This is a genomic window from Rhodococcus sp. 06-462-5 (genome assembly GCF_002258315.1).
GTDB lineage: Bacteria > Actinomycetota > Actinomycetes > Mycobacteriales > Mycobacteriaceae > Rhodococcoides.
Genome location: NZ_NOYD01000001.1, coordinates 305,069 through 322,138, shown reverse-complemented (window position 1 = coordinate 322,138; position 17,070 = coordinate 305,069). Strand labels below are relative to the sequence as shown.

Here is a 17,070-nt window from a genome sequence, read left to right as displayed (position 1 = left end):
CTCAGGGCAGGACAGACATCAGGGCCCGCAGCGCAGCGGGATACGCGTTCTCGGTCGGAGCAGCGAAGCCGACGACCAGGCCGTCGTACGCGGGATCGGTCGCTGCCGGGTGCCGGAAGGTCGACAGCCCTTCGATGGCGAGTCCCACTCTCGCGGCCTCGGCCACCACCTCGGTCTCGCACCCGGGCGGGAGAGTGACCACGGCCTGCAGCCCGGCCGCGATTCCCCTGATACCAACGCCGGATCCGGCGCCGGCCATGTTCTTCTGCAGCAGATCTCGCCGGGCTCGATAGCGCATTCGCATCGTCCGTACGTGCCGGTCGTATCGTCCCGACGCCATCATCTCCGCCAGGGTCAGCTGATCACCCGTGGCCACCGTCGACTCGCGGACCCCTTTTGCCGCAACCACTGCGTCGAGCAGACGGTCCGGAACCACCATCCACCCGATGCGCACGGCAGGGGACAGGCTCTTCGACGCAGAACCCACGTACATCACGCGATCGGGATCGAGCCCCTGCATCGCACCGATCGGCGACCGGTCGTACCGGAACTCGCCGTCGTAGTCGTCTTCGATCACCGTTCCGTCGACGTCGCGGGCCCACCGAACCGCCGCGGTTCGGCGCTCGGGCGCGAGCGCCGCGCCGGTGGGGAACTGATGACTGGGAGTGAGCACCGCGACCGATGCCGCAGTGGCACCGAGATCGTCTGCAACACAGCCCTTGTCGTCGACACCGAGCGCAACGGTCGGGCGAGACTTTTCGACGATGTCCCGATGGAAGGGCAAACCGAAGGATTCGAGTGCCACAGGTCCGGCGGGTACGAGGTCGCTCAGCATCGCAATTGCCTGAGAGAAGCCCGAGCACACCACGATTCGTTGCGGATCGGTGCGCACCCCGCGAGTCCGCGCAAGATAGTCCGACAATGCCGTGCGCAGTTCGATACGCCCGCGCGGATCACCGGGGCCGAACGCATCCGACGGTGCGTCGTTGATCGCACGTCGAGCCGAGGCCAACCAGACCGAGCGCGGAAACGACGTCGGATCCGGCCGACCGGGCCGCAGATCGAACAGCGGCGGGGTCTGCGATGCGATCGCCGCGCTGACGACCGGCGCGGGCCGGGCCCGATGGGCCACCCGGGTGGACGATCCTTGCCTGGCCGTCAGCCACCCCTCGTCCACGAGTGTCGAGTACGTCTCGGCGACGGTGTTCCTGGCCACTCCCAGGTCGAGAGCCAACGCGCGGTAGGAGGGAAGCGCCACGCCCGGTTCGAGCCTGCCACTGCGGACGGCGTCGCGCAGGGCCCTGGCCAATGCCTCCCGGCGGGAGCAGGACGGGTCGAGATCGAGATGCAGATCGACCGAAGTGACCCTGTCAATTGCCATGAAAGTGAACCATAGTCGGGTTCACCTCGGATCGTAGCGTGGACGACATGACGCGAATCAACCTGGCGAAAGCCGCACCGGAGACCTACAAGGCACTCGTCGCACTCGACACGGCGGTACGTGAAGGAATCGATCCCGAGCTCGCCGAACTCATCCGGATCCGGGCATCTCAGCTCAACGGCTGCGCGTACTGCGTACACAGACACACCTGGGATGCCCGCGCCGCTGGCGAGAGCGAGGAACGCCTGGCGCTCGTGTCGACCTGGCACGATGCTCCGAGTTTCTTCGGCGAGAGCGAACGAGCCGTACTCGCGCTCACCGAAGCGGTCACCACCCTTCCGCACGGCGGCGTACCGGACGAGATCTACGACCGCGTCGCGGAACATTTCGACGAGTACGCCATCGGTCAACTGATCGGACTGATCTTCACCATCAATGCCTGGAACCGCATCGGCGTCACCACGAGATTGGAGCCGCAACCGCGCGCTCAGGGCACGAATCGGTAACCCATACCGGTTTCGGTGATGAGGTGCACCGGGGAGGCCGGGTCGCGTTCGAGTTTCTGCCGCAGTTGGCCGAGATAGATTCGTAGATAATGTGTTTCACGCTCATGTCCGGGACCCCAGACGGTGCGCAGTATGTCCTTCTGCGACACCAGCTTGCCCTCGTTGCGCACCAGCAGTTCGAGTACTCCCCACTCGGTGCGGGTCAGGTGCACGCTCACCCCATCTCGCACAACGGTTTTCGTAGCGAGGTCGACGGTGAAGTCCTCGGTGACGACAACGGGATCGGCGACGGAGTGCGGTCCGCGGCGTAGGGCGGCGCGTAATCGGGCCAGCAGCTCGTCCATGCCGAACGGCTTGGTGACGAAGTCGTCGGCACCGGCGTCGAGTGCTTCGACGGTATCGGCGGAATCGGTGCGCGCCGAGAGCACCAGGATCGGTACGTCGGTCCAGCCGCGCAGCCCGGCGATCACGTCGATTCCGTCGATGTCGGGCAGGCCGAGGTCGAGAATCACGATGTCCGGGTGGAAGTTCGCGGCCACCCGCAGCGCCTCCCCACCGCTGGCCGCGCTGACCACCTCGAACCCACGCACGTTGAGATTGATCCGCAACGCCCGCACGATCTGCGGCTCGTCGTCGACGACGAGCACCCGCACCTTCACCTGCTCGCCGCCTTCAACTCGACCGTCATCGTCAGCCCGCCGCCGACGGTGTTCGATGCCGTGACGGTACCGCCCATCGCACGCACGAATCCCCGCACCACCGACAATCCGAGCCCGACGCCCACCGAGTTGTCCCGATCACCGAGGCGTTGGAACGCGTCGAACATGGTGTCCTCGGCACCCTCGGCGATGCCGGGTCCGTGGTCGGTGACGGAGATACTCGCCCACTCACCGTGCGCGGCGGCACTGACGGTGATGTCGCCGACGGGGGCGTAGCGGGCACTGTTGTTCACCAGATTCGCGAGCACCCGTTCGAGCAGACCCGGGTCGGCCAGTACCTCGACATCGCCCACCTCGACACGCACTCGATCGTCCGCTCCGACCAGCGCGCCGCCGAGCACGTCGTCGACGAACACCGGGCGCAGGCTCGGCTGCACCACACCGGCTTGCAACCGGGACGAGTCGAGCAGATTGCTCACCAGAGCGGTCAGCTGGTCGGCCGATTCGTCGATGGTGGCGAGCAGTTCGTCGGTGTCCTCGGCCGAGAACTGAACGTCGGTACTGCGCAGCGACGAGGACGCCGCCTTGACCGCGGACAACGGTGTCCGCAGATCGTGGCTGACGGCCGAGAGCAATGCTCGACGCAACGCGTCGGCCTCGGCGAGAGCGTTGGCTCGGCTGGCCTCCTCGGCGAGACGGCCCTGCCGAACCATGCCGGCAGCCTGGTTGGCCACCGCCGCGAGTACCCGCCGGTCGTGCGCGCGGGTACGTTCGCCGACGAGCAGCAACGTGAAGTCACCCGCGTCGACCTCGGTGTCGGCACCGTCCCGATCGACAGGAGCCTGCGCACCCGCACTGCCCACGATGGCCCCGGACTGGTTGTCCCACAGCGCTACCCCGCTCTGCCGGTACGTCTCACGCGCGCGTTCGAGCAGTGCGGTCAGGTCGGCTCCGCGCAGCACCGATCCGGCGAACAGCGTCAACAGCTCGGCCTCCTGAGTTGCCCTGCGTGCCTGACGCGTCCGCCGGGCTGCCGCGTCGACGAGGGCTGCGACGGCGACGGCGACGAGGAGCAGCACGACGGTGACGACGAAGTTGTCCGGCTCGGCGATGGTGAGGCTGTACCTGGGGGTGGTGAAGAAGTAGTTGAGCAGGAAGCCCGCGATCAACGCCGAGAGTGCGGCCGGCGCAACCCCTCCCAGCAGCGCAACGCACAGCACCACCATGAAGAACAGGGCGCTCTCACCGCTCGAGTCGAAATCCGGACCGACCGTGCTCAGTACCGCTGCCGCGAGGCAGGGCACCAGAACAGCAGCGACCCACGCGAGGATGCGTCGCCGTCCCGAGTCGACCTGCACACCCCAGCGGCGAGCCTGCTCGGCGTGAGTGACCATGTGCACGTCGATCTTTCCCGAGTTCTGCACCACTGCCGCGCCGATACCCTCGTCCAGGATTCGGGCGGCACGGGACCGTCTCGAGGTGCCGATCACCAGCTGGGTCGCGTTCACGCCGCGGGCGAAGTCGAGCAGGGTCGTCGGCACGTCGTCGCCGACGACGCTGTGGACGCTGGCACCGAGGCCTGCGGCGAGCTTGCGCACCGAACCCATCTGCGGTGCCGAGACGCCCATCAGCCCGTCACCGCGGACGATGTGCAACACCATCAGCTCTGCGCTCGACTTCGAGGCGATACGACTGGCGCGCCGCAGCAGAGTCTCCGATTCCGGGCCGCCGGTCACGGCCACCACCACGCGCTCGCGGGCCTCCCACGTATCGGTGATGCGATTGTCCTTGCGGTACTTCACCAGTGCCGCGTCGACCTGATCGGCGATCCACAGCAACGCGAGCTCGCGCAGCGCGGTGAGGTTGCCGCCGCGGAAGTAGTTGCTCAGTGCGGCGTCGACCTTCTCGGCGGCGTAGACGTTGCCGTGCCGCAACCTGCTTCGTAGCGCCTCGGGGGTGATGTCGACCAACTCGACCTCGTCGGCGGCTCGAACGACGCTGTCGGGCACCGTCTCTCGCTGCGGCACACCGGTGATCTGCTGCACCACGTCGTTGAGCGATTCGAGGTGCTGCACGTTGAGGGTGGAGATGACGTCGATGCCCGCGTCGAGCAGCACCTCGACATCCTGCCACCGCTTGCCGTGCACGCTTCCCGGAGTGTTGGTGTGCGCCAGTTCGTCGACGAGCACCACCTGCGGTTTTCGGGCCAAGACGGCGTCGAGGTCGAGTTCCTGCGCCGAGGACCCGCGATAGTTCACGGTCGCCATCGGTAGCACTTCGATGCCGTCGAGTGCGTCTATCGTTCGCGCTCGGCCGTGGGTCTCGACCACCGCGGCCACGACGTCGCAACCCCGACCACGCAATCGGTGCGCCTCGCCGAGCATGGCGAAGGTCTTGCCGACGCCGGGAGCCGCGCCGAGGTAGATCCGCAGCTCACCCCTGTCCGCCACAGCCTGTCTCCTCACCCGGCCGGTATGTGTCCCGTAGTGCCAGGTTCAACTCCGGAACGTTCACCGCTTCGGCACCGAGTACACCGTACTGCGGTCCGTGGGTGTACTCGGCGACCAGAGCCTCGACATCGCTCACCGACGCCCCGTTGACCTGCGCCACTCGCTCGACCTGGATGGCCGCGTAGGCGGGGCTGATATCGGGATCGACACCGGAACCGGAACCGGTGACGGCGTCGGGCGGTACCGCCGACGGGTCGACGTTCTCGCGCTCGGCGATGGCGGCGCGGCGTTGCTCGACGAAGGAGGCCAGTATTTCGCTGGACGGTCCCTGGTTGGTCGGCAGCGCAGCCGCGGGATCCCCGGGGGCGAACGCGTCGTCGTCCGACACCGAGCCGGTGACACGGGTGTGGAAGAACGGATCCGGTTCTCCCGGAGCGACCTGCGGATCGACGCCGATCAACGAGCTTCCGACGACGCAGCCCTCGGCGTCGCGCAGCGGCGAACCTTCGGCGGAGTCGGTTCCGATGCGGCTGACGCCCCAGACCACGGCCGGGTAGCCGATGCCGAGAATGACGGTCAACGCCAGCAGCACTGCGAAGCCTGCCACGACCTGTCGAAGAAATCCCTGTACGAAACGCATGGTCAGCCTATCCCTGGAATGTGTCGAACGAGTAGATCGATGAGCCAGATCCCGACGAACGGGCTGATGACGCCGCCGACGCCGTAGAGAAGCAGGTTGCGCCGCAGCAGCGCTGCCGCCGATGCCGGGGTGTATCGAACACCTTTGAGCGCCAACGGGATCAGTGCGACGATCACCAGCGCATTGAAGATCACCGCCGACAGGATCGCCGATTCCGGCGTGGCCAGATGCATGATGTTCAGTCCACCGAGCTGCGGATAGACGGTGGAGAACATCGCCGGCAGAATCGCGAAGTACTTCGCCAGATCGTTGGCCAGCGAGAACGTCGTCAGCGCGCCGCGGGTGATGAGCAACTGCTTACCGATCTCGACGATCTCGATCAGTTTGGTGGGATCCGAATCGAGGTCGACCATGTTGCCGGCTTCCTTGGCGGCAGAGGTGCCGGTGTTCATCGCGACACCGACGTCGGCCTGCGCCAGAGCCGGGGCGTCGTTGGTACCGTCGCCGGTCATCGCGACCAGCCTGCCGCCCTCCTGCTCCTGCCGAATGAGCGTGAGCTTGTCCTCCGGAGTCGCCTCGGCCAGGTAGTCGTCCACCCCTGCCTCGGCGGCAATGGCCTTGGCGGTGAGTGGATTGTCACCGGTCACCATCACCGTCCGAATTCCCATGGCGCGCAGTTGAGCGAAACGCTCGGCGATGCCCGGCTTGACCACGTCGGAGAGTTCGACGACACCGAGAGCACGGGCAGCAGAACCGGTTTCGCGTACAGCCACTACCAACGGGGTCCCGCCGTTCTGGGCGATGTCGTGCACGGTGGCGTCGAGGTCCGCTGTGCCGCCGCCCTCACGAATCCAGCCGTAGACCGAATCTGCTGCACCCTTGCGGATCTCCATGCCCGGTAGATCCAGCCCGCTCATCCGGGTTTGCGCCGTGAAGGCCACGAACTCGCCACGTTCGGATTCGCCCTCTGCCGTTGCGGATTCGAAGTCACGCTCGACCAGTTCGACGATGCTGCGTCCCTCGGGAGTGCCGTCGGCCAATGAGGACAGCCGGGCAGCGCGCGCCAGCTCGACGGCATCGATGCCCGTCGCCGGGTGCAGTCCGGTCGCACGACGATTACCGAAGGTGATGGTTCCGGTCTTGTCCATGAGCAACGTGTCGATGTCGCCTGCCGCCTCGACGGCGCGGCCGGACATCGCCAGTACGTTGCGTTGCACCAACCGGTCCATTCCCGCGATGCCGATGGCCGAGAGCAGTGCCCCGATGGTCGTCGGAATCAAGCAGACCAACAGCGCGATCAGCTGGATGGGATCCTGCTGCTGCCCTGCGTAATCGGACATCGGCCCGATGGCCACCACCGCGAAGAGGAACACGATCGTCAGCGAGGCGAGCAGGATGTTCAGGGCGATCTCGTTCGGCGTCTTCTGCCGAGCCGCGCCCTCGACGAGTGCGATCATCCGGTCGACGAACGTCTCACCCTGCGCTGCAGTGATTTTCACGACGATCTCATCGGAGAGCACGATGGTGCCGCCGGTGACGGCAGATCGATCGCCGCCGGACTCGCGGACCACGGGTGCGGACTCACCGGTGATCGCGGACTCGTCGACGGTGGCGATGCCCTCGATGACGTCGCCGTCACCGGGAATGACCTCGCCCGCCGAGACGATCACCTCGTCGCCGACCGCCAGTTCCGCACCCGCGACCTCCTCGACCCCGGATGCTGTTCGTCGTCGAGCAACATAGTCCTGCTTCACCTTTCGTAGGCTCGCTGCCTGCGCTTTCCCTCGACCTTCGGCCACGGACTCGGCGAGGTTGGCGAAGAGCACGGTGAACCACAGCCACCCGGTGACGAACCACGCGAACACCGACGGCTGAGCGATCGAGAGCACGGTTGTGACGATGGAGCCGAGGAACACGACGAACATCACCGGGTTGCGGGCCAGATGTCGTGGATCGAGTTTGCGGAACGCTCCGGGTACGGCCGTTCTCAGTGACAGGTTCATTGCATGGCCTCTGCTATGGGTCCGAGAGCAAGTGCGGGGAAGAAGGTGAGGGCGGCGACGAGAATCGCAGTACCGATCAGCAAGGTGCCGAACAGCGGCCCGTCGGTTGGGAGGGTGCCTGCGTTGGGGGCGCTGCGTTTGGTCGTCGCCAACGATCCGGCCAGGGCCAGTACGAAGACGATCGGCAGGAAGCGGCCGAGCAGCATGGCGACGCCGAGAGAGATCTGGAACCAGTCGCTGGTCACCGTCAGTCCGCCGAAGGCGCTGCCGTTGTTGTTGGACGCCGACGCATAGGCGTAGAGCACCTCGGTGAAGCCGTGGATGCCGGGGTTGCCCTGATAACTCGTGGTGGATTCGAGAATCACGGTGATGGATGTGCCGACGAGCACGAGGATCGGCATCACCAGTACCGACAACGCTGCCATCGTGATAGCGCGTCGACCCAATTTCTTGCCGAGGAATTCCGGGGTCCGGCCGACGAGGAGCCCACCGACGAAGACGGCGATCACGGCCAACACCAGCAACCCGTACAGACCGGTGCCGACACCGCCGGGCGCGATCTCACCGAACAGCATGTTCAGCAGCACGGCTCCGCCGCCGAGAGCGGACATGCTGTCGTGCGCGGAATTGACTGCACCGGTCGATGTTCCGGTGGTGGAGACGGCGAACAAGGCCGATGCCGGAATACCGAAGCGGACCTCCTTGCCTTCCATCATCGCGCCTGCAGCCGTTGCCGCGACGCCTCGAGTACCCGACTCCGCGAACAGCGTGACGGTGAGCAGCGTGGCCCACAGCGTCGCCATGACTGCAAGCAGAGTCAGACCCTGCTTGCGGTTGCCGATCATGGTGCCGAAGGTGCGGGTGAGTGCGACCGGGATCAACAGCAACGAGATGATCTGCACGATGTTGGTCAGCGGCGTCGGGTTCTCGAACGGATGCGCGGAGTTGGCTGCGAGGATGCCGCCGCCGTTGGTGCCGATCTCCTTGATCGCCTCCTGGGATGCAACGGGCGCAAGCGCATTGGTGACCGTCTGCCCGTCCAGTCCGGTTGAGGTGAAGCCGGTCGAGAACGACATGACGGTGCCCTGAGTCAGCATGATCACGGCCACCAGCAGCGAGAGCGGCAGCAGAATGCGCAGCGTCCCGCGGGTGAGATCGACCCAGAAGTTCCCGAGTTCACCGCCTGTGGACACCCGCACGAAGCCGCGGATGACGGCGATCGCGACCGCGATACCCACTGCGGCAGAGACGAAGTTCTGCACTGCGAGCCCCAGCGGCTGCGTCAGATTCGACATTGTGGTCTCGGGGACGTACGACTGCCAGTTGGTGTTGGTGACGAACGAGGCCGCGGTGTTGAAGGCCATCGCCGGGCTGACCCCCGACAGGCCCCCGTTCAGCGGCAACACGCCTTGGATCCGCTGGAGTACGAACAGGAACACGACGCCGGCGAGCGAGAATCCGAGCAGGCTGGTGGAGTAGCCGATCCACGTCTGTTCCGAGGACCGGTTCACCCGGGCCACTCGATAGAGCAGGCGCTCGACGCGAGTGTCGTGCGACGAGTCGAACACCCGGGCCATGTAGTCACCGAGCGGCACGTACGCCGCAGCCAGGACGACGATGACCACAGCGATCTGAAGACCGGCCAGAAGAGCAGGATTCATGGCGGCGTCAGAACCTCTCCGGGTCGAGGAGAGCGACGAACAGGTACACCGCGACGAACGCGGCCACCGTGAGACAGAGCAATTCGGTCATTGCTCGATCCTGAATCCCGCCACCGCCCGCAGACGGTTTCCTTACGCTTTCTTACGACCGCAACCAGCGGCTATGACGCAATATTTACGCAGGCGCGCTCTCGCCTACCGCTCTTCGATGTCGTCGACGCATACGTCGACGACGCCGCGATCGAGTTCGGTACCCAGCAGATCCGACACGACATCGATCGCGATGGTCGCCAGCTCGTCTCCCGCTGCCTGCAGGTCGTCGCCGTACACCCCGATCACCGCGATGAACAGGCCGATGCAGGCGTGGTCGTCGAGATGAAGGTCGATCTCGGTGGGCTGTGCGCCGTGAACGTCCGCCAGAGCACGACGGAGCGTTGTCTTGACGATGTGGTCGCTGATCCTCAGCGTGTCCTGCGGCCGGGCCCCGTCCGTGGAAGATGCGCTGCCGGCAGGGAATGCGCTGTCGATGGGCCACGTACGCCTGGTGGTGTTGCGTACTTTCGTGATGATGGACGCGCTGATATCCACCCAATTCGGTTCCTGAGGTGCGTCCCGAAGTTCGGTGGCAGCACGCGCGAGAACCGAATCCGGCTCTACCGGGTTCGCCATGTTGCCAACCTTTCGCTCAGTGTTGCTCGTGCTCTGGTCAACTGACCACGTACCGCTCCTGCGGACAACGTCATGATCGCGCCGATCTCGGGGTGAGTCATGCCCTCGACCTCGCGGAGCAGCCAGCAGGCCCGCTGGCGGTAGGGCAGTTCGGCCAACGCGACTCCGAGCTCGGCCATGAAACTGTCGGCCTCGACATCCGCTTCGGGATCACTGCCCGCCCCGGTGCTCTTTCGCTCGAATACCCAATCTTCTGCTGGAGGAACGCTGCGACGTCGTCGATGATCGATCACTTTGTGCGACACCAACGAGAACAACCATGTTCGCAGAGCCGAGTCGCCTCGAAAGTTGTCCAGCCCCTTCCACGCTGCGACGAACGCGTCCTGCACCACCTCCTCGGCCGCGCCCTGATCGGACAGCATGTTTCGCGCGTACCGGAACATCTCCGGACCGTAGCGCCGGACGATCTCCTCGAACGCATCCGTCTCGCCGAGCGCGGCCGCGCCGACGAGTACGCGGTCCGATGCATCAACCCACTCCATCGGGCCCCCAGTTCACGTAGCGGTCATCGATCACGCATGTCTTCGATACCGGTTTACCAGCGGACGTAATCTATGACGTAGGTCACTTTATCCGGACGTGCGTTTCGACCATCGAGCTACGACCAACTCCTGTCACACACTCTGCACGACACTCAACGAAGAGAGGCATTCATGAGCTCCACGACGGACACCAAGGCAACCGTATCCGCTGCAGGCGAGGGAAAGACCGACATCACCACGAAGTCGGACTCCGTGCTCGTCAGCTCGCAGGGCCGCACCACCATTGCCGACACCGTCGTCTCCAAGATCGCCGGCATCGCCACCCGTGAAGTTCAGGGCGTGCACGCCGTCGGCGGCGGAGCGAGCCGCGCGATCGGTGCTCTCCGCGAGCGCATCCCGGGTGCCCGCGTCAACCAGTCACAGGGCGTCTCGGTGGAGGTCGGCGAGCGTCAGGCCGCAGTCGACATCGACATCGTCGCCGACTACGGCGTCTCCATTGCAGACCTCGCAGCGGGCATTCGTCGCAACGTCATCAACGCCGTCGAGCGCATGACCGGCCTCGAGGTCACCGAGGTCAACATCGTCGTCCACGACATCTACCTCGACGACGGCTCGGACGACGAGGAGACCACCGAGGCCCCCTCCACCCGAGTGCAGTGACCGATCCGCACATGACGGAGCGCGACAGGTCCGAGGACATCGCCGACGCCGTTCTGGCGATCGACGGTGTCGTCGGGCTGCACGGCGGCATGTTCGGTGAGGCCGCTACGTACCTTCCCGGACGACGCATCGCCGGTATCCGAATCGGCGACGAGGGCACCGAGATTCACGTGACTCTCGAGTTCGGGGTCGCGGTACGCGAAACCGCCGACGCCGTGCGTCGCACAGTGGCAGCGATGGTCGACGGGCCCGTGCACGTCACCGTCGAGGACATTGTGCGAGTCTGACCAGGTGAACGAGCATGCAGCGCACGACCGAGCCGCCGCGTACAAGGCGGCTCGGCGCGCTGTGGCGCGCGAACACCACCCGGATCTCGGCGGAGATCCGGTTCGGTACATGGCCGAACTCGCCGAGGTCGACCGACGCTTCGCCGTCCTTCCCTCGACTCCGACCAACGCGGCGAGCGCGCCGACGGCATTCCGCGCCTCGCCGATTCCGTCCCCGCTACGCACTCTGCCCAAGCGGATCGCTCGGATCCGCAAACGCGTCACCAGACGCAACTACTTCGAACTCTGAGTGGAGATCAACACCATGACCACTGCAACCATCGGTTTGTTCGTGGGACTTCTGCTGGCCATCGCCGCAGCGGCCGGCGGTTTCACCGGCTTCCTCATCGCCATCGTTCTCGGCGGCCTCGGATTCTTCGTCGGCCGCTACATCGACGGCGAACTGGACCTGAACTCGATCATGCGTGGTCGCGGTCGTGACTGAGGCAGCTGCTGTAGACCCCGGTGAGCGCGGCTCGCTGGAGATCAAGCACAAAGCCGTCGAGCGACTCGCCGTCCTCGCCGCCCGCAGCACCGACGCGGTCGCCAAGCCTCAGCCGGGATTGCGCGTACTCGGTGGGCGTGACCTGCCCAAGGCCGACGTGACGATCAGCGGCTCCCGCGTTCGCGCGCAGGTCGCGGTGGCGGTCACCTGGCCGTCACCGTTGGCGAAGGTGGCCGCTGACGTTCGCGCCGCGGTCGCACGTGACCTGTCGGAGCTGGGCATCTACACCGTCGACCGAGTCGATGTCACCGTCCAATGCGTGCCCACCGAGGCCACCCACGAAGAAGGGAGAGTGCAATGAGCGAGAAGGCAAGCAAGAAGCCGGTAGCCAATCCCACCGCATCCGTACCCGCAATCCTGTTCGCACTCGTCCTCATCGGTGCAGGCGTGGTCCTCGGCCGCGAGGCGCTGCTGAATCTGGGTGCCATCGACGGCCCCGAGTGGGTCGGCCCGGCCGCCACGAGCCTGGACGGACTTACCGCTCAGCCGTGGATGCTGCCGGGAGGAATCGCCGCAGTCGTCGTCGGGTTCATTCTCGTCTTCGTGGCGATTCGTCCACGTCGACGCACCCACCGCCCTCTCTCCGAGCAGGACGTCTGGCTCCGTAAGGGCGACGTCGCAGCCGTTGCCCGCACCGCCGCCCTCGACAGTGTCGGCGTCGATTCCGCGACCGCCAAGGCCGGCAACAAGAAGGTCACCGTCGCCGTGTCCACCGTCGACGGCACGGACACCTCGGAGCTGAAGTCCTCCGTCGTCACCTCCGTGGACGACGCCCTCCGCCCACTCGCGTCGGCTCCCAAGGTCCGCACCCGAGTGCGAACGACAGGACAAGCATCGTGAAGCGCGCAACGGCTTCGGTCGACCGAACCAGCACCGCCATCGTCGGCCTTGCCCTGATCGCCGTCGGCGGCGGAGCGATTGCCTGGGAGCGCGGAAAGTTCCCCGGTCGCGAACGTGTCGACGCCGCCTTCGTCGACACCGCCGTCGACGCCGGCTGGTGGCCATGGGCTCTCGGAGCAGCCGCCATCGTCCTCGTGCTGCTCGGTCTGTGGTGGCTGCTGGCGCACCTCCCGCGACGTTCGGTCGGCACCGTCGCCTTCGCGTCGACAGCGGATGCGGATGTCGACGGTCGACTCAGCGTCGACCTGGGAACGGCTGCCCGAAGCGCCGCGAAGTCCCTGGCCGCTCACCAAGGGATCGTCTCGGCGACCGGTCGTTCGGTGTCAGATCGCGGTCAGAGAGTCGTCGAGATCACCGCGACGCTCGACCCCGCAGTGACGTCGCTCGACAAGGTCGCAGGCGCGGCAGCACAGACGCGCGACGACATCGTGACCTCCCTCGACGGAACACCGGCAGCCGTCCGAATCCTGCTCCAGTGCGGCAAGTCTCGAAAGCAGGTCGTTCGCGTCAGCTGACGCTCGAGGAGAACTCGATCTCCCCGATCAACCCGTGGTGGTCCGATCCGGGGAGATCGATTCGCTCCAGGGACCGAGCATGGCCGGTGTTGGTGAGGATATGGTCGATCCCGACGACGGCGGGCGTTCCCTTGTCGGTGGGATACGTGGGGATCAGTCCCTTCCCCAATTGCGCTGCGGCATCGGAGTATCCGGCATCGAGCAGGTTGCGGAACTTCTTGTGCGAATAGGTCGTGTTGAAGTCGCCGCTGACGATCACCGGCCCGGTGACGGACGCCGCCGCCAAATCGCTTCGGAGCGTGTCCAGTTCGGCGGTCCAGATGTCGGCCGGGGTGACGTAGGCGGGCCCGGGATGCACGGCCAGCAGCGTGACCGGCTCGGAACCGGGGACCTCGACCTCGGTGGCCAGATTCACCGGACCGTATCCGTCGAGTTCGCGGTTGCCCGAGATCGGGAACCGGCTGTAGATTCCGGCTCCACCGCCGCCCGTCGCGTACGGCCGGAGGTAGCTGTAGGGGAAGAGCTCCTCCATGCCGGCGTCGCGGAGGCCGACCACCGACGCGTCGGTCAGTTCCTGGATCGTGACGACGTCGACGGAGTGATCGCGGGCCTGACCGACCACGACAGTCGGATCGGCCAGCCCGATCATCAGGTTCGCCTGCATCACGCGCAGCCGCACGCCCTCGCTGCCCGTCGCGTCCTCGGATGACGCGTCCGCCACGTAGAGCGGTGCGTAGGCAAATGCGCCCGCAGCTAGCACCAGCGCAGAAACTCCCGCCAGGACCCAGCGCCGACCGATCAGCGCCACCAGGGCACCGACCACGACAGCGATGAACATCAACGGAACGAACGACGCCAGCGCGATCAGGACGTTGACCCGGGTGTCGGTGTAGTAGACGCCCAGCGCCACGAGCCCGGTGACGATGCCCAGAATGGCGATCGTGCCGGTGAGTATTCGTATCCAGGTTCGTTTCATCGGTCTTCAGGGTAGCTACGCCCGGATGCCGACGACCAAGGCTGTGATGGTCGTCCAGGTCAGCGACAACAATCCGCGCACCGCCGAGAGCGAGAACGCTGTGGACCACACCGATCGTGTCGACGGTTCTTCGGTCGGCAGTCCGGCGAATCGATCGGCCAGCCAGTCCAATGTCAGCGGCGCACTGAGCGGGTGTAGCGACAGGTGTTCGCTCAGGCGATCCCGTAGATAGGTCACGTGGGCACCGGCCTCGATGTACCGATCCACCTGCCCGTCCACGTCGTCGACGGCGATGATCTGATCGTGCACCGATTGAACGACCAGCAGCGGCGCCGTCGGAGCCGTTCGTCCCGGCTGAATGTCCTGGAACACCTGCACGATCTCGGGCAAAGCCAACAAATCTGCCAACGGAACGTCGATGTAGCGATCCAGATCGTGGCGCGCCAGTTTGGTCACCGCGCGCACGGTCGTCATCGACTCAACGGAATCGAGAATGCGCATTCCGTCCTCGTTGACGTACTGGCGAATGACCCGGTCGAGCTCGGGATAGGTACGCCGCAGACCCGCCACCACCAGTGTCGGCAGCGCCGAATGGAACGTTGCGTTCAGCCTGGTGAACGCCGACCCCGGATCTCCGACGGGCGAACCGAGAGCGGCACCGACCACCTCTATCTCAGGCGCGTACTCCGGCGCCATCTCCGCCGCCCAGGACGTCGCGAGCCCGCCGCCCGAGTAGCCCCACAGCGCAACCGGCGTGCTCGAATGCAGGTCCAGAGGCTCGAACGACAACGCAGCGCGAACGGCGTCGAGCGTGCAGAACCCGGGTTCCTGCGGCGAACCCCAGTGTCCGTCGGGACCCTCGTGATCCGGGATCGAGATGGTCCACCCACGGCGCAAGGCATGCAGTACCAGCAGGAACTCGAACTGCGGAACTGCACCGAACGCCCGTGAACCACGCCGAAGCGCGTACGACGGGAAACACGAGGATGCGACGCCGTCGATCGCACACTGATACGACAGCAGTACCGGTTCGGCGTTGCGCGGACGCAACACCGTCGTGACGCTGGCCTGGGGATAACCACCGAGATCAGCGGTGCGGTAGAGCAGCTGCCACGCGTCGACTCGCTGGCGCACGCGACCGAACATCGCGACCTCGACCGGCCGAACCTTCAGTATCGTCCCCGGCAGAGCCGCTTCGTAGCCCTCGGGCGCGGCGTAGAAAGGGTCGTCCTCGGGCCTGGTCGCGTCGCTCCGGCTCGGTGCTCGTTCCACCGGCCAGGGCGTTTCGTCCCCCAACGATCTGTCGACGCTCATGTCCCACCGCTTCTTGTCCGAGTCTCGTCGTCACACTAACTTGCCCTCGACGACCCCATTTCATGCAGCCTGCTGCCAATTGGTGATCAGGACATCGGTCGCGTAGCTGAGGTCGAGGCCTTCACCACCCCAGTTCGGGACGATAGCGTCGGGCGCGATGCCGCCGTACTGTCGCCTGATCTCGTCGGCGTCTCCCGACACCGCGGGAGCGCGGATTATCTCGGCTCCCGAGGGATGGTGAAACGAGAAGCGTTGATCGCCAAGTACTTCGATGAAGAAATACCCGTCGTGCAGCGCTCGATGGTGTTCGCCGCACAGCAGGACCAGGTTGTCGAGTGACGTCGCACCTCCCCGTGAGCGGTAAGTGACGTGATGAGCATGCAGAAATCGCGTGCGCCCGCACCCGGGTACCGTGCAGCATCGATCTCGAATGATCAACTGACGCAACTGGGTTCGGCTCGGGACTTTCGCCGTCGAACTCCACCGCACTGTTTTTCCCAGCCGGCCGTGGCCGACGGTCCGCATGACTGCAGAACACAGCACCTGAGCGAGAGTCTCGTCGTCGAGGCCGGGCCCGTCGTCGAAATGAGCATGATCGGGCCCTGCTTCGTCGACCCCGCCGATATGCACCAGCACCTCTGCAGCAGGCGAGACGACCGGTGAATCCATTGCAGCGCAGACCATCTCGGCCATAGCGATCATCGCCGGCACCGGGTTGCGCGGTGCCGGGGCCGCCCGGTCACCCTCGGATTCGCCCTCGGTCCGGGTGCGCTCGTACTCCGCTCTGGTCAATGCAGCGAGAAACCGCTTGCCGTCCTCGGGCCGAAAGCGCGCCGTCAGCACGAGCGAGCCGTCGTCCTCGTCCCAGCGCCATCGCCCCGCGCACGGATTCAGGTCGACTCCGTTTCCCCTGGTCGGACGCATTGCCTTCTTCAGACCACGGCAGAGACGTTCGATGTGCGCGGCCGGTGCGTCGAGCGCCTTCTGTAGCAACGACGCCTCGTTCTCGGCCGTCGCAACGCGAGTCATCGCGCGCACCTTCGAGTACGAGATGGTGCCGTTCAGATACGCCGAGGTGATCAGCGGCAGCTCTCGCATGGCCTTGGCCACGCGCACCTGCTCACGAGCGGTGTGCAGATCGACCCCCGCACGCCAGGACAACCAGTGCGCACAGGACCGCACTTCCCACCCCGCCCATCCGCGTCGCGCATCGAACTCGCCCACCAGAATCAGATACTGCGCCGACGCCGCAGCGATCTGACCGGCCAGAGCGCAGATTTCGGTCTCGATTTCCTTCGTCTCGATTCGCAACGCCTCGGACTCCGCCTCGGACATGTCGATCATGAACGCCCCCATTCATCGA

Annotated in this window: 20 protein-coding genes; 8 read left to right on the top strand and 12 right to left on the bottom strand. The window is 65.8% G+C overall.

From position 1 onward, the window contains the following. Position 1: 1 nt before the first annotated feature. The gene (locus tag CH251_RS01610; RefSeq protein WP_094611503.1) at positions 2 to 1,381 is read right to left on the bottom strand and encodes a PLP-dependent aminotransferase family protein; all 1,380 of its coding nucleotides are present in this window, start codon (positions 1,379 to 1,381) and stop codon (positions 2 to 4) included. Between the two features lie 47 nt (positions 1,382 to 1,428). Here CH251_RS01610 and CH251_RS01605 point away from each other — a divergent pair, with 47 nt between their 5' ends. Next, a complete protein-coding gene (locus CH251_RS01605) occupies positions 1,429 to 1,887 on the top strand; it encodes a carboxymuconolactone decarboxylase family protein (protein ID WP_094611663.1) in 459 nt (152 codons plus the stop codon). Here the strand turns inward: CH251_RS01605 and CH251_RS01600 are convergent. The 8 genes from CH251_RS01600 to CH251_RS01565 all read right to left on the bottom strand — a co-directional run bounded on the left by CH251_RS01600 (position 1,869) and on the right by CH251_RS01565 (position 10,511). Continuing rightward, positions 1,869 to 2,546: a response regulator gene (locus tag CH251_RS01600; protein WP_094611502.1), complete on the bottom strand. Its 678-nt coding sequence runs from the start codon at positions 2,544 to 2,546 to the stop codon at positions 1,869 to 1,871. The two genes, CH251_RS01605 and CH251_RS01600, sit on opposite strands and share 19 nt — an antisense overlap. Next, positions 2,543 to 4,996, bottom strand: coding sequence for a sensor histidine kinase KdpD (locus tag CH251_RS01595; RefSeq protein WP_094611501.1), 2,454 nt, complete (start codon positions 4,994 to 4,996; stop codon positions 2,543 to 2,545). The genes CH251_RS01600 and CH251_RS01595 overlap by 4 nt, the downstream gene beginning before the upstream one ends. Continuing rightward, a complete protein-coding gene (locus tag CH251_RS01590) occupies positions 4,980 to 5,636 on the bottom strand; it encodes a potassium-transporting ATPase subunit C (RefSeq protein ID WP_094611500.1) in 657 nt (218 codons plus the stop codon). The genes CH251_RS01595 and CH251_RS01590 overlap by 17 nt, the downstream gene beginning before the upstream one ends. 2 nt (positions 5,637 to 5,638) lie before the next feature. Beyond that, a complete protein-coding gene (gene kdpB, locus CH251_RS01585) occupies positions 5,639 to 7,639 on the bottom strand; it encodes a potassium-transporting ATPase subunit KdpB (RefSeq protein WP_094611499.1) in 2,001 nt (666 codons plus the stop codon). Then, positions 7,636 to 9,300, bottom strand: coding sequence for a potassium-transporting ATPase subunit KdpA (gene kdpA, locus CH251_RS01580; protein WP_094611498.1), 1,665 nt, complete (start codon positions 9,298 to 9,300; stop codon positions 7,636 to 7,638). Before kdpA ends, kdpB begins: the two co-directional genes overlap by 4 nt. A gap of 7 nt (positions 9,301 to 9,307) precedes the next feature. Beyond that, positions 9,308 to 9,391, bottom strand: a complete 84-nt coding sequence (locus CH251_RS01575; protein ID WP_072691966.1) for a potassium-transporting ATPase subunit F — start codon at positions 9,389 to 9,391, stop codon at positions 9,308 to 9,310. 104 nt (positions 9,392 to 9,495) lie between these two features. Further along, entirely contained in the window at positions 9,496 to 9,969 is a 474-nt protein-coding gene (locus tag CH251_RS01570; protein ID WP_094611497.1) for a hypothetical protein, read from the bottom strand. Continuing rightward, positions 9,954 to 10,511: an RNA polymerase sigma factor gene (locus CH251_RS01565; RefSeq protein WP_094611496.1), complete on the bottom strand. Its 558-nt coding sequence runs from the start codon at positions 10,509 to 10,511 to the stop codon at positions 9,954 to 9,956. The genes CH251_RS01570 and CH251_RS01565 overlap by 16 nt, the downstream gene beginning before the upstream one ends. A gap of 171 nt (positions 10,512 to 10,682) precedes the next feature. On the opposite strand from CH251_RS01565, the gene CH251_RS01560 reads away from it, so the two are divergent. Genes CH251_RS01560 through CH251_RS01530 form a run of 7 tightly spaced genes read left to right on the top strand, consistent with a single transcriptional unit; the run spans position 10,683 to position 13,417 of the window. Further along, positions 10,683 to 11,171: an Asp23/Gls24 family envelope stress response protein gene (locus tag CH251_RS01560; RefSeq protein WP_032396878.1), complete on the top strand. Its 489-nt coding sequence runs from the start codon at positions 10,683 to 10,685 to the stop codon at positions 11,169 to 11,171. 11 nt (positions 11,172 to 11,182) lie between these two features. Further along, complete coding sequence (locus tag CH251_RS01555; protein WP_094611662.1) at positions 11,183 to 11,458, top strand: Asp23/Gls24 family envelope stress response protein; 276 nt, start codon at positions 11,183 to 11,185, stop codon at positions 11,456 to 11,458. 4 nt (positions 11,459 to 11,462) lie between these two features. Then, positions 11,463 to 11,747, top strand: coding sequence for a hypothetical protein (locus tag CH251_RS01550; protein ID WP_094611495.1), 285 nt, complete (start codon positions 11,463 to 11,465; stop codon positions 11,745 to 11,747). Between the two features lie 15 nt (positions 11,748 to 11,762). Beyond that, positions 11,763 to 11,942, top strand: a complete 180-nt coding sequence (locus tag CH251_RS01545) for a hypothetical protein (RefSeq protein ID WP_027495126.1) — start codon at positions 11,763 to 11,765, stop codon at positions 11,940 to 11,942. Further along, positions 11,935 to 12,303, top strand: coding sequence for an Asp23/Gls24 family envelope stress response protein (locus CH251_RS01540; RefSeq protein WP_179273681.1), 369 nt, complete (start codon positions 11,935 to 11,937; stop codon positions 12,301 to 12,303). Before CH251_RS01545 ends, CH251_RS01540 begins: the two co-directional genes overlap by 8 nt. Continuing rightward, complete coding sequence (locus CH251_RS01535) at positions 12,300 to 12,842, top strand: DUF6286 domain-containing protein (RefSeq protein ID WP_094611493.1); 543 nt, start codon at positions 12,300 to 12,302, stop codon at positions 12,840 to 12,842. The genes CH251_RS01540 and CH251_RS01535 overlap by 4 nt, the downstream gene beginning before the upstream one ends. Further along, positions 12,839 to 13,417: a hypothetical protein gene (locus tag CH251_RS01530; RefSeq protein ID WP_094611492.1), complete on the top strand. Its 579-nt coding sequence runs from the start codon at positions 12,839 to 12,841 to the stop codon at positions 13,415 to 13,417. Before CH251_RS01535 ends, CH251_RS01530 begins: the two co-directional genes overlap by 4 nt. Here the strand turns inward: CH251_RS01530 and CH251_RS01525 are convergent. Genes CH251_RS01525 through CH251_RS01515 form a run of 3 tightly spaced genes read right to left on the bottom strand, consistent with a single transcriptional unit; the run spans position 13,410 to position 17,051 of the window. After that, positions 13,410 to 14,393, bottom strand: coding sequence for an endonuclease/exonuclease/phosphatase family protein (locus CH251_RS01525; RefSeq protein WP_094611491.1), 984 nt, complete (start codon positions 14,391 to 14,393; stop codon positions 13,410 to 13,412). The two genes, CH251_RS01530 and CH251_RS01525, sit on opposite strands and share 8 nt — an antisense overlap. Before the next feature lie 15 nt (positions 14,394 to 14,408). Beyond that, the gene (locus CH251_RS01520) at positions 14,409 to 15,707 is read right to left on the bottom strand and encodes a lipase family protein (RefSeq protein WP_094611490.1); all 1,299 of its coding nucleotides are present in this window, start codon (positions 15,705 to 15,707) and stop codon (positions 14,409 to 14,411) included. A 60-nt stretch (positions 15,708 to 15,767) separates the two neighbouring features. After that, positions 15,768 to 17,051 carry an HNH endonuclease signature motif containing protein gene (locus tag CH251_RS01515; protein WP_179273680.1) on the bottom strand — a complete coding sequence of 428 codons (1,284 nt, stop codon included), beginning with the start codon at positions 17,049 to 17,051 and terminating at the stop codon, positions 15,768 to 15,770. Positions 17,052 to 17,070 lie beyond the last annotated feature (19 nt).

What these genes read in the sequence shown, in the direction of transcription:
- CH251_RS01610 (WP_094611503.1), bottom strand. Translation starts at nt 1,381, where the DNA reads ATGGCAATTGACAGGGTCACTTCGGTCGATCTGCATCTCGATCTCGAC.
- CH251_RS01605 (WP_094611663.1), top strand. Translation starts at nt 1,429, where the DNA reads ATGACGCGAATCAACCTGGCGAAAGCCGCACCGGAGACCTACAAGGCA.
- CH251_RS01590 (WP_094611500.1), bottom strand. Translation starts at nt 5,636, where the DNA reads ATGCGTTTCGTACAGGGATTTCTTCGACAGGTCGTGGCAGGCTTCGCA.
- kdpB (WP_094611499.1), bottom strand. Translation starts at nt 7,639, where the DNA reads ATGAACCTGTCACTGAGAACGGCCGTACCCGGAGCGTTCCGCAAACTC.
- kdpA (WP_094611498.1), bottom strand. Translation starts at nt 9,300, where the DNA reads ATGAATCCTGCTCTTCTGGCCGGTCTTCAGATCGCTGTGGTCATCGTC.
- CH251_RS01575 (WP_072691966.1), bottom strand. Translation starts at nt 9,391, where the DNA reads ATGACCGAATTGCTCTGTCTCACGGTGGCCGCGTTCGTCGCGGTGTAC.
- CH251_RS01570 (WP_094611497.1), bottom strand. Translation starts at nt 9,969, where the DNA reads ATGGCGAACCCGGTAGAGCCGGATTCGGTTCTCGCGCGTGCTGCCACC.
- CH251_RS01565 (WP_094611496.1), bottom strand. Translation starts at nt 10,511, where the DNA reads ATGGAGTGGGTTGATGCATCGGACCGCGTACTCGTCGGCGCGGCCGCG.
- CH251_RS01560 (WP_032396878.1), top strand. Translation starts at nt 10,683, where the DNA reads ATGAGCTCCACGACGGACACCAAGGCAACCGTATCCGCTGCAGGCGAG.
- CH251_RS01555 (WP_094611662.1), top strand. Translation starts at nt 11,183, where the DNA reads ATGACGGAGCGCGACAGGTCCGAGGACATCGCCGACGCCGTTCTGGCG.
- CH251_RS01545 (WP_027495126.1), top strand. Translation starts at nt 11,763, where the DNA reads ATGACCACTGCAACCATCGGTTTGTTCGTGGGACTTCTGCTGGCCATC.
- CH251_RS01535 (WP_094611493.1), top strand. Translation starts at nt 12,300, where the DNA reads ATGAGCGAGAAGGCAAGCAAGAAGCCGGTAGCCAATCCCACCGCATCC.
- CH251_RS01525 (WP_094611491.1), bottom strand. Translation starts at nt 14,393, where the DNA reads ATGAAACGAACCTGGATACGAATACTCACCGGCACGATCGCCATTCTG.
- CH251_RS01520 (WP_094611490.1), bottom strand. Translation starts at nt 15,707, where the DNA reads ATGAGCGTCGACAGATCGTTGGGGGACGAAACGCCCTGGCCGGTGGAA.
- CH251_RS01515 (WP_179273680.1), bottom strand. Translation starts at nt 17,051, where the DNA reads ATGATCGACATGTCCGAGGCGGAGTCCGAGGCGTTGCGAATCGAGACG.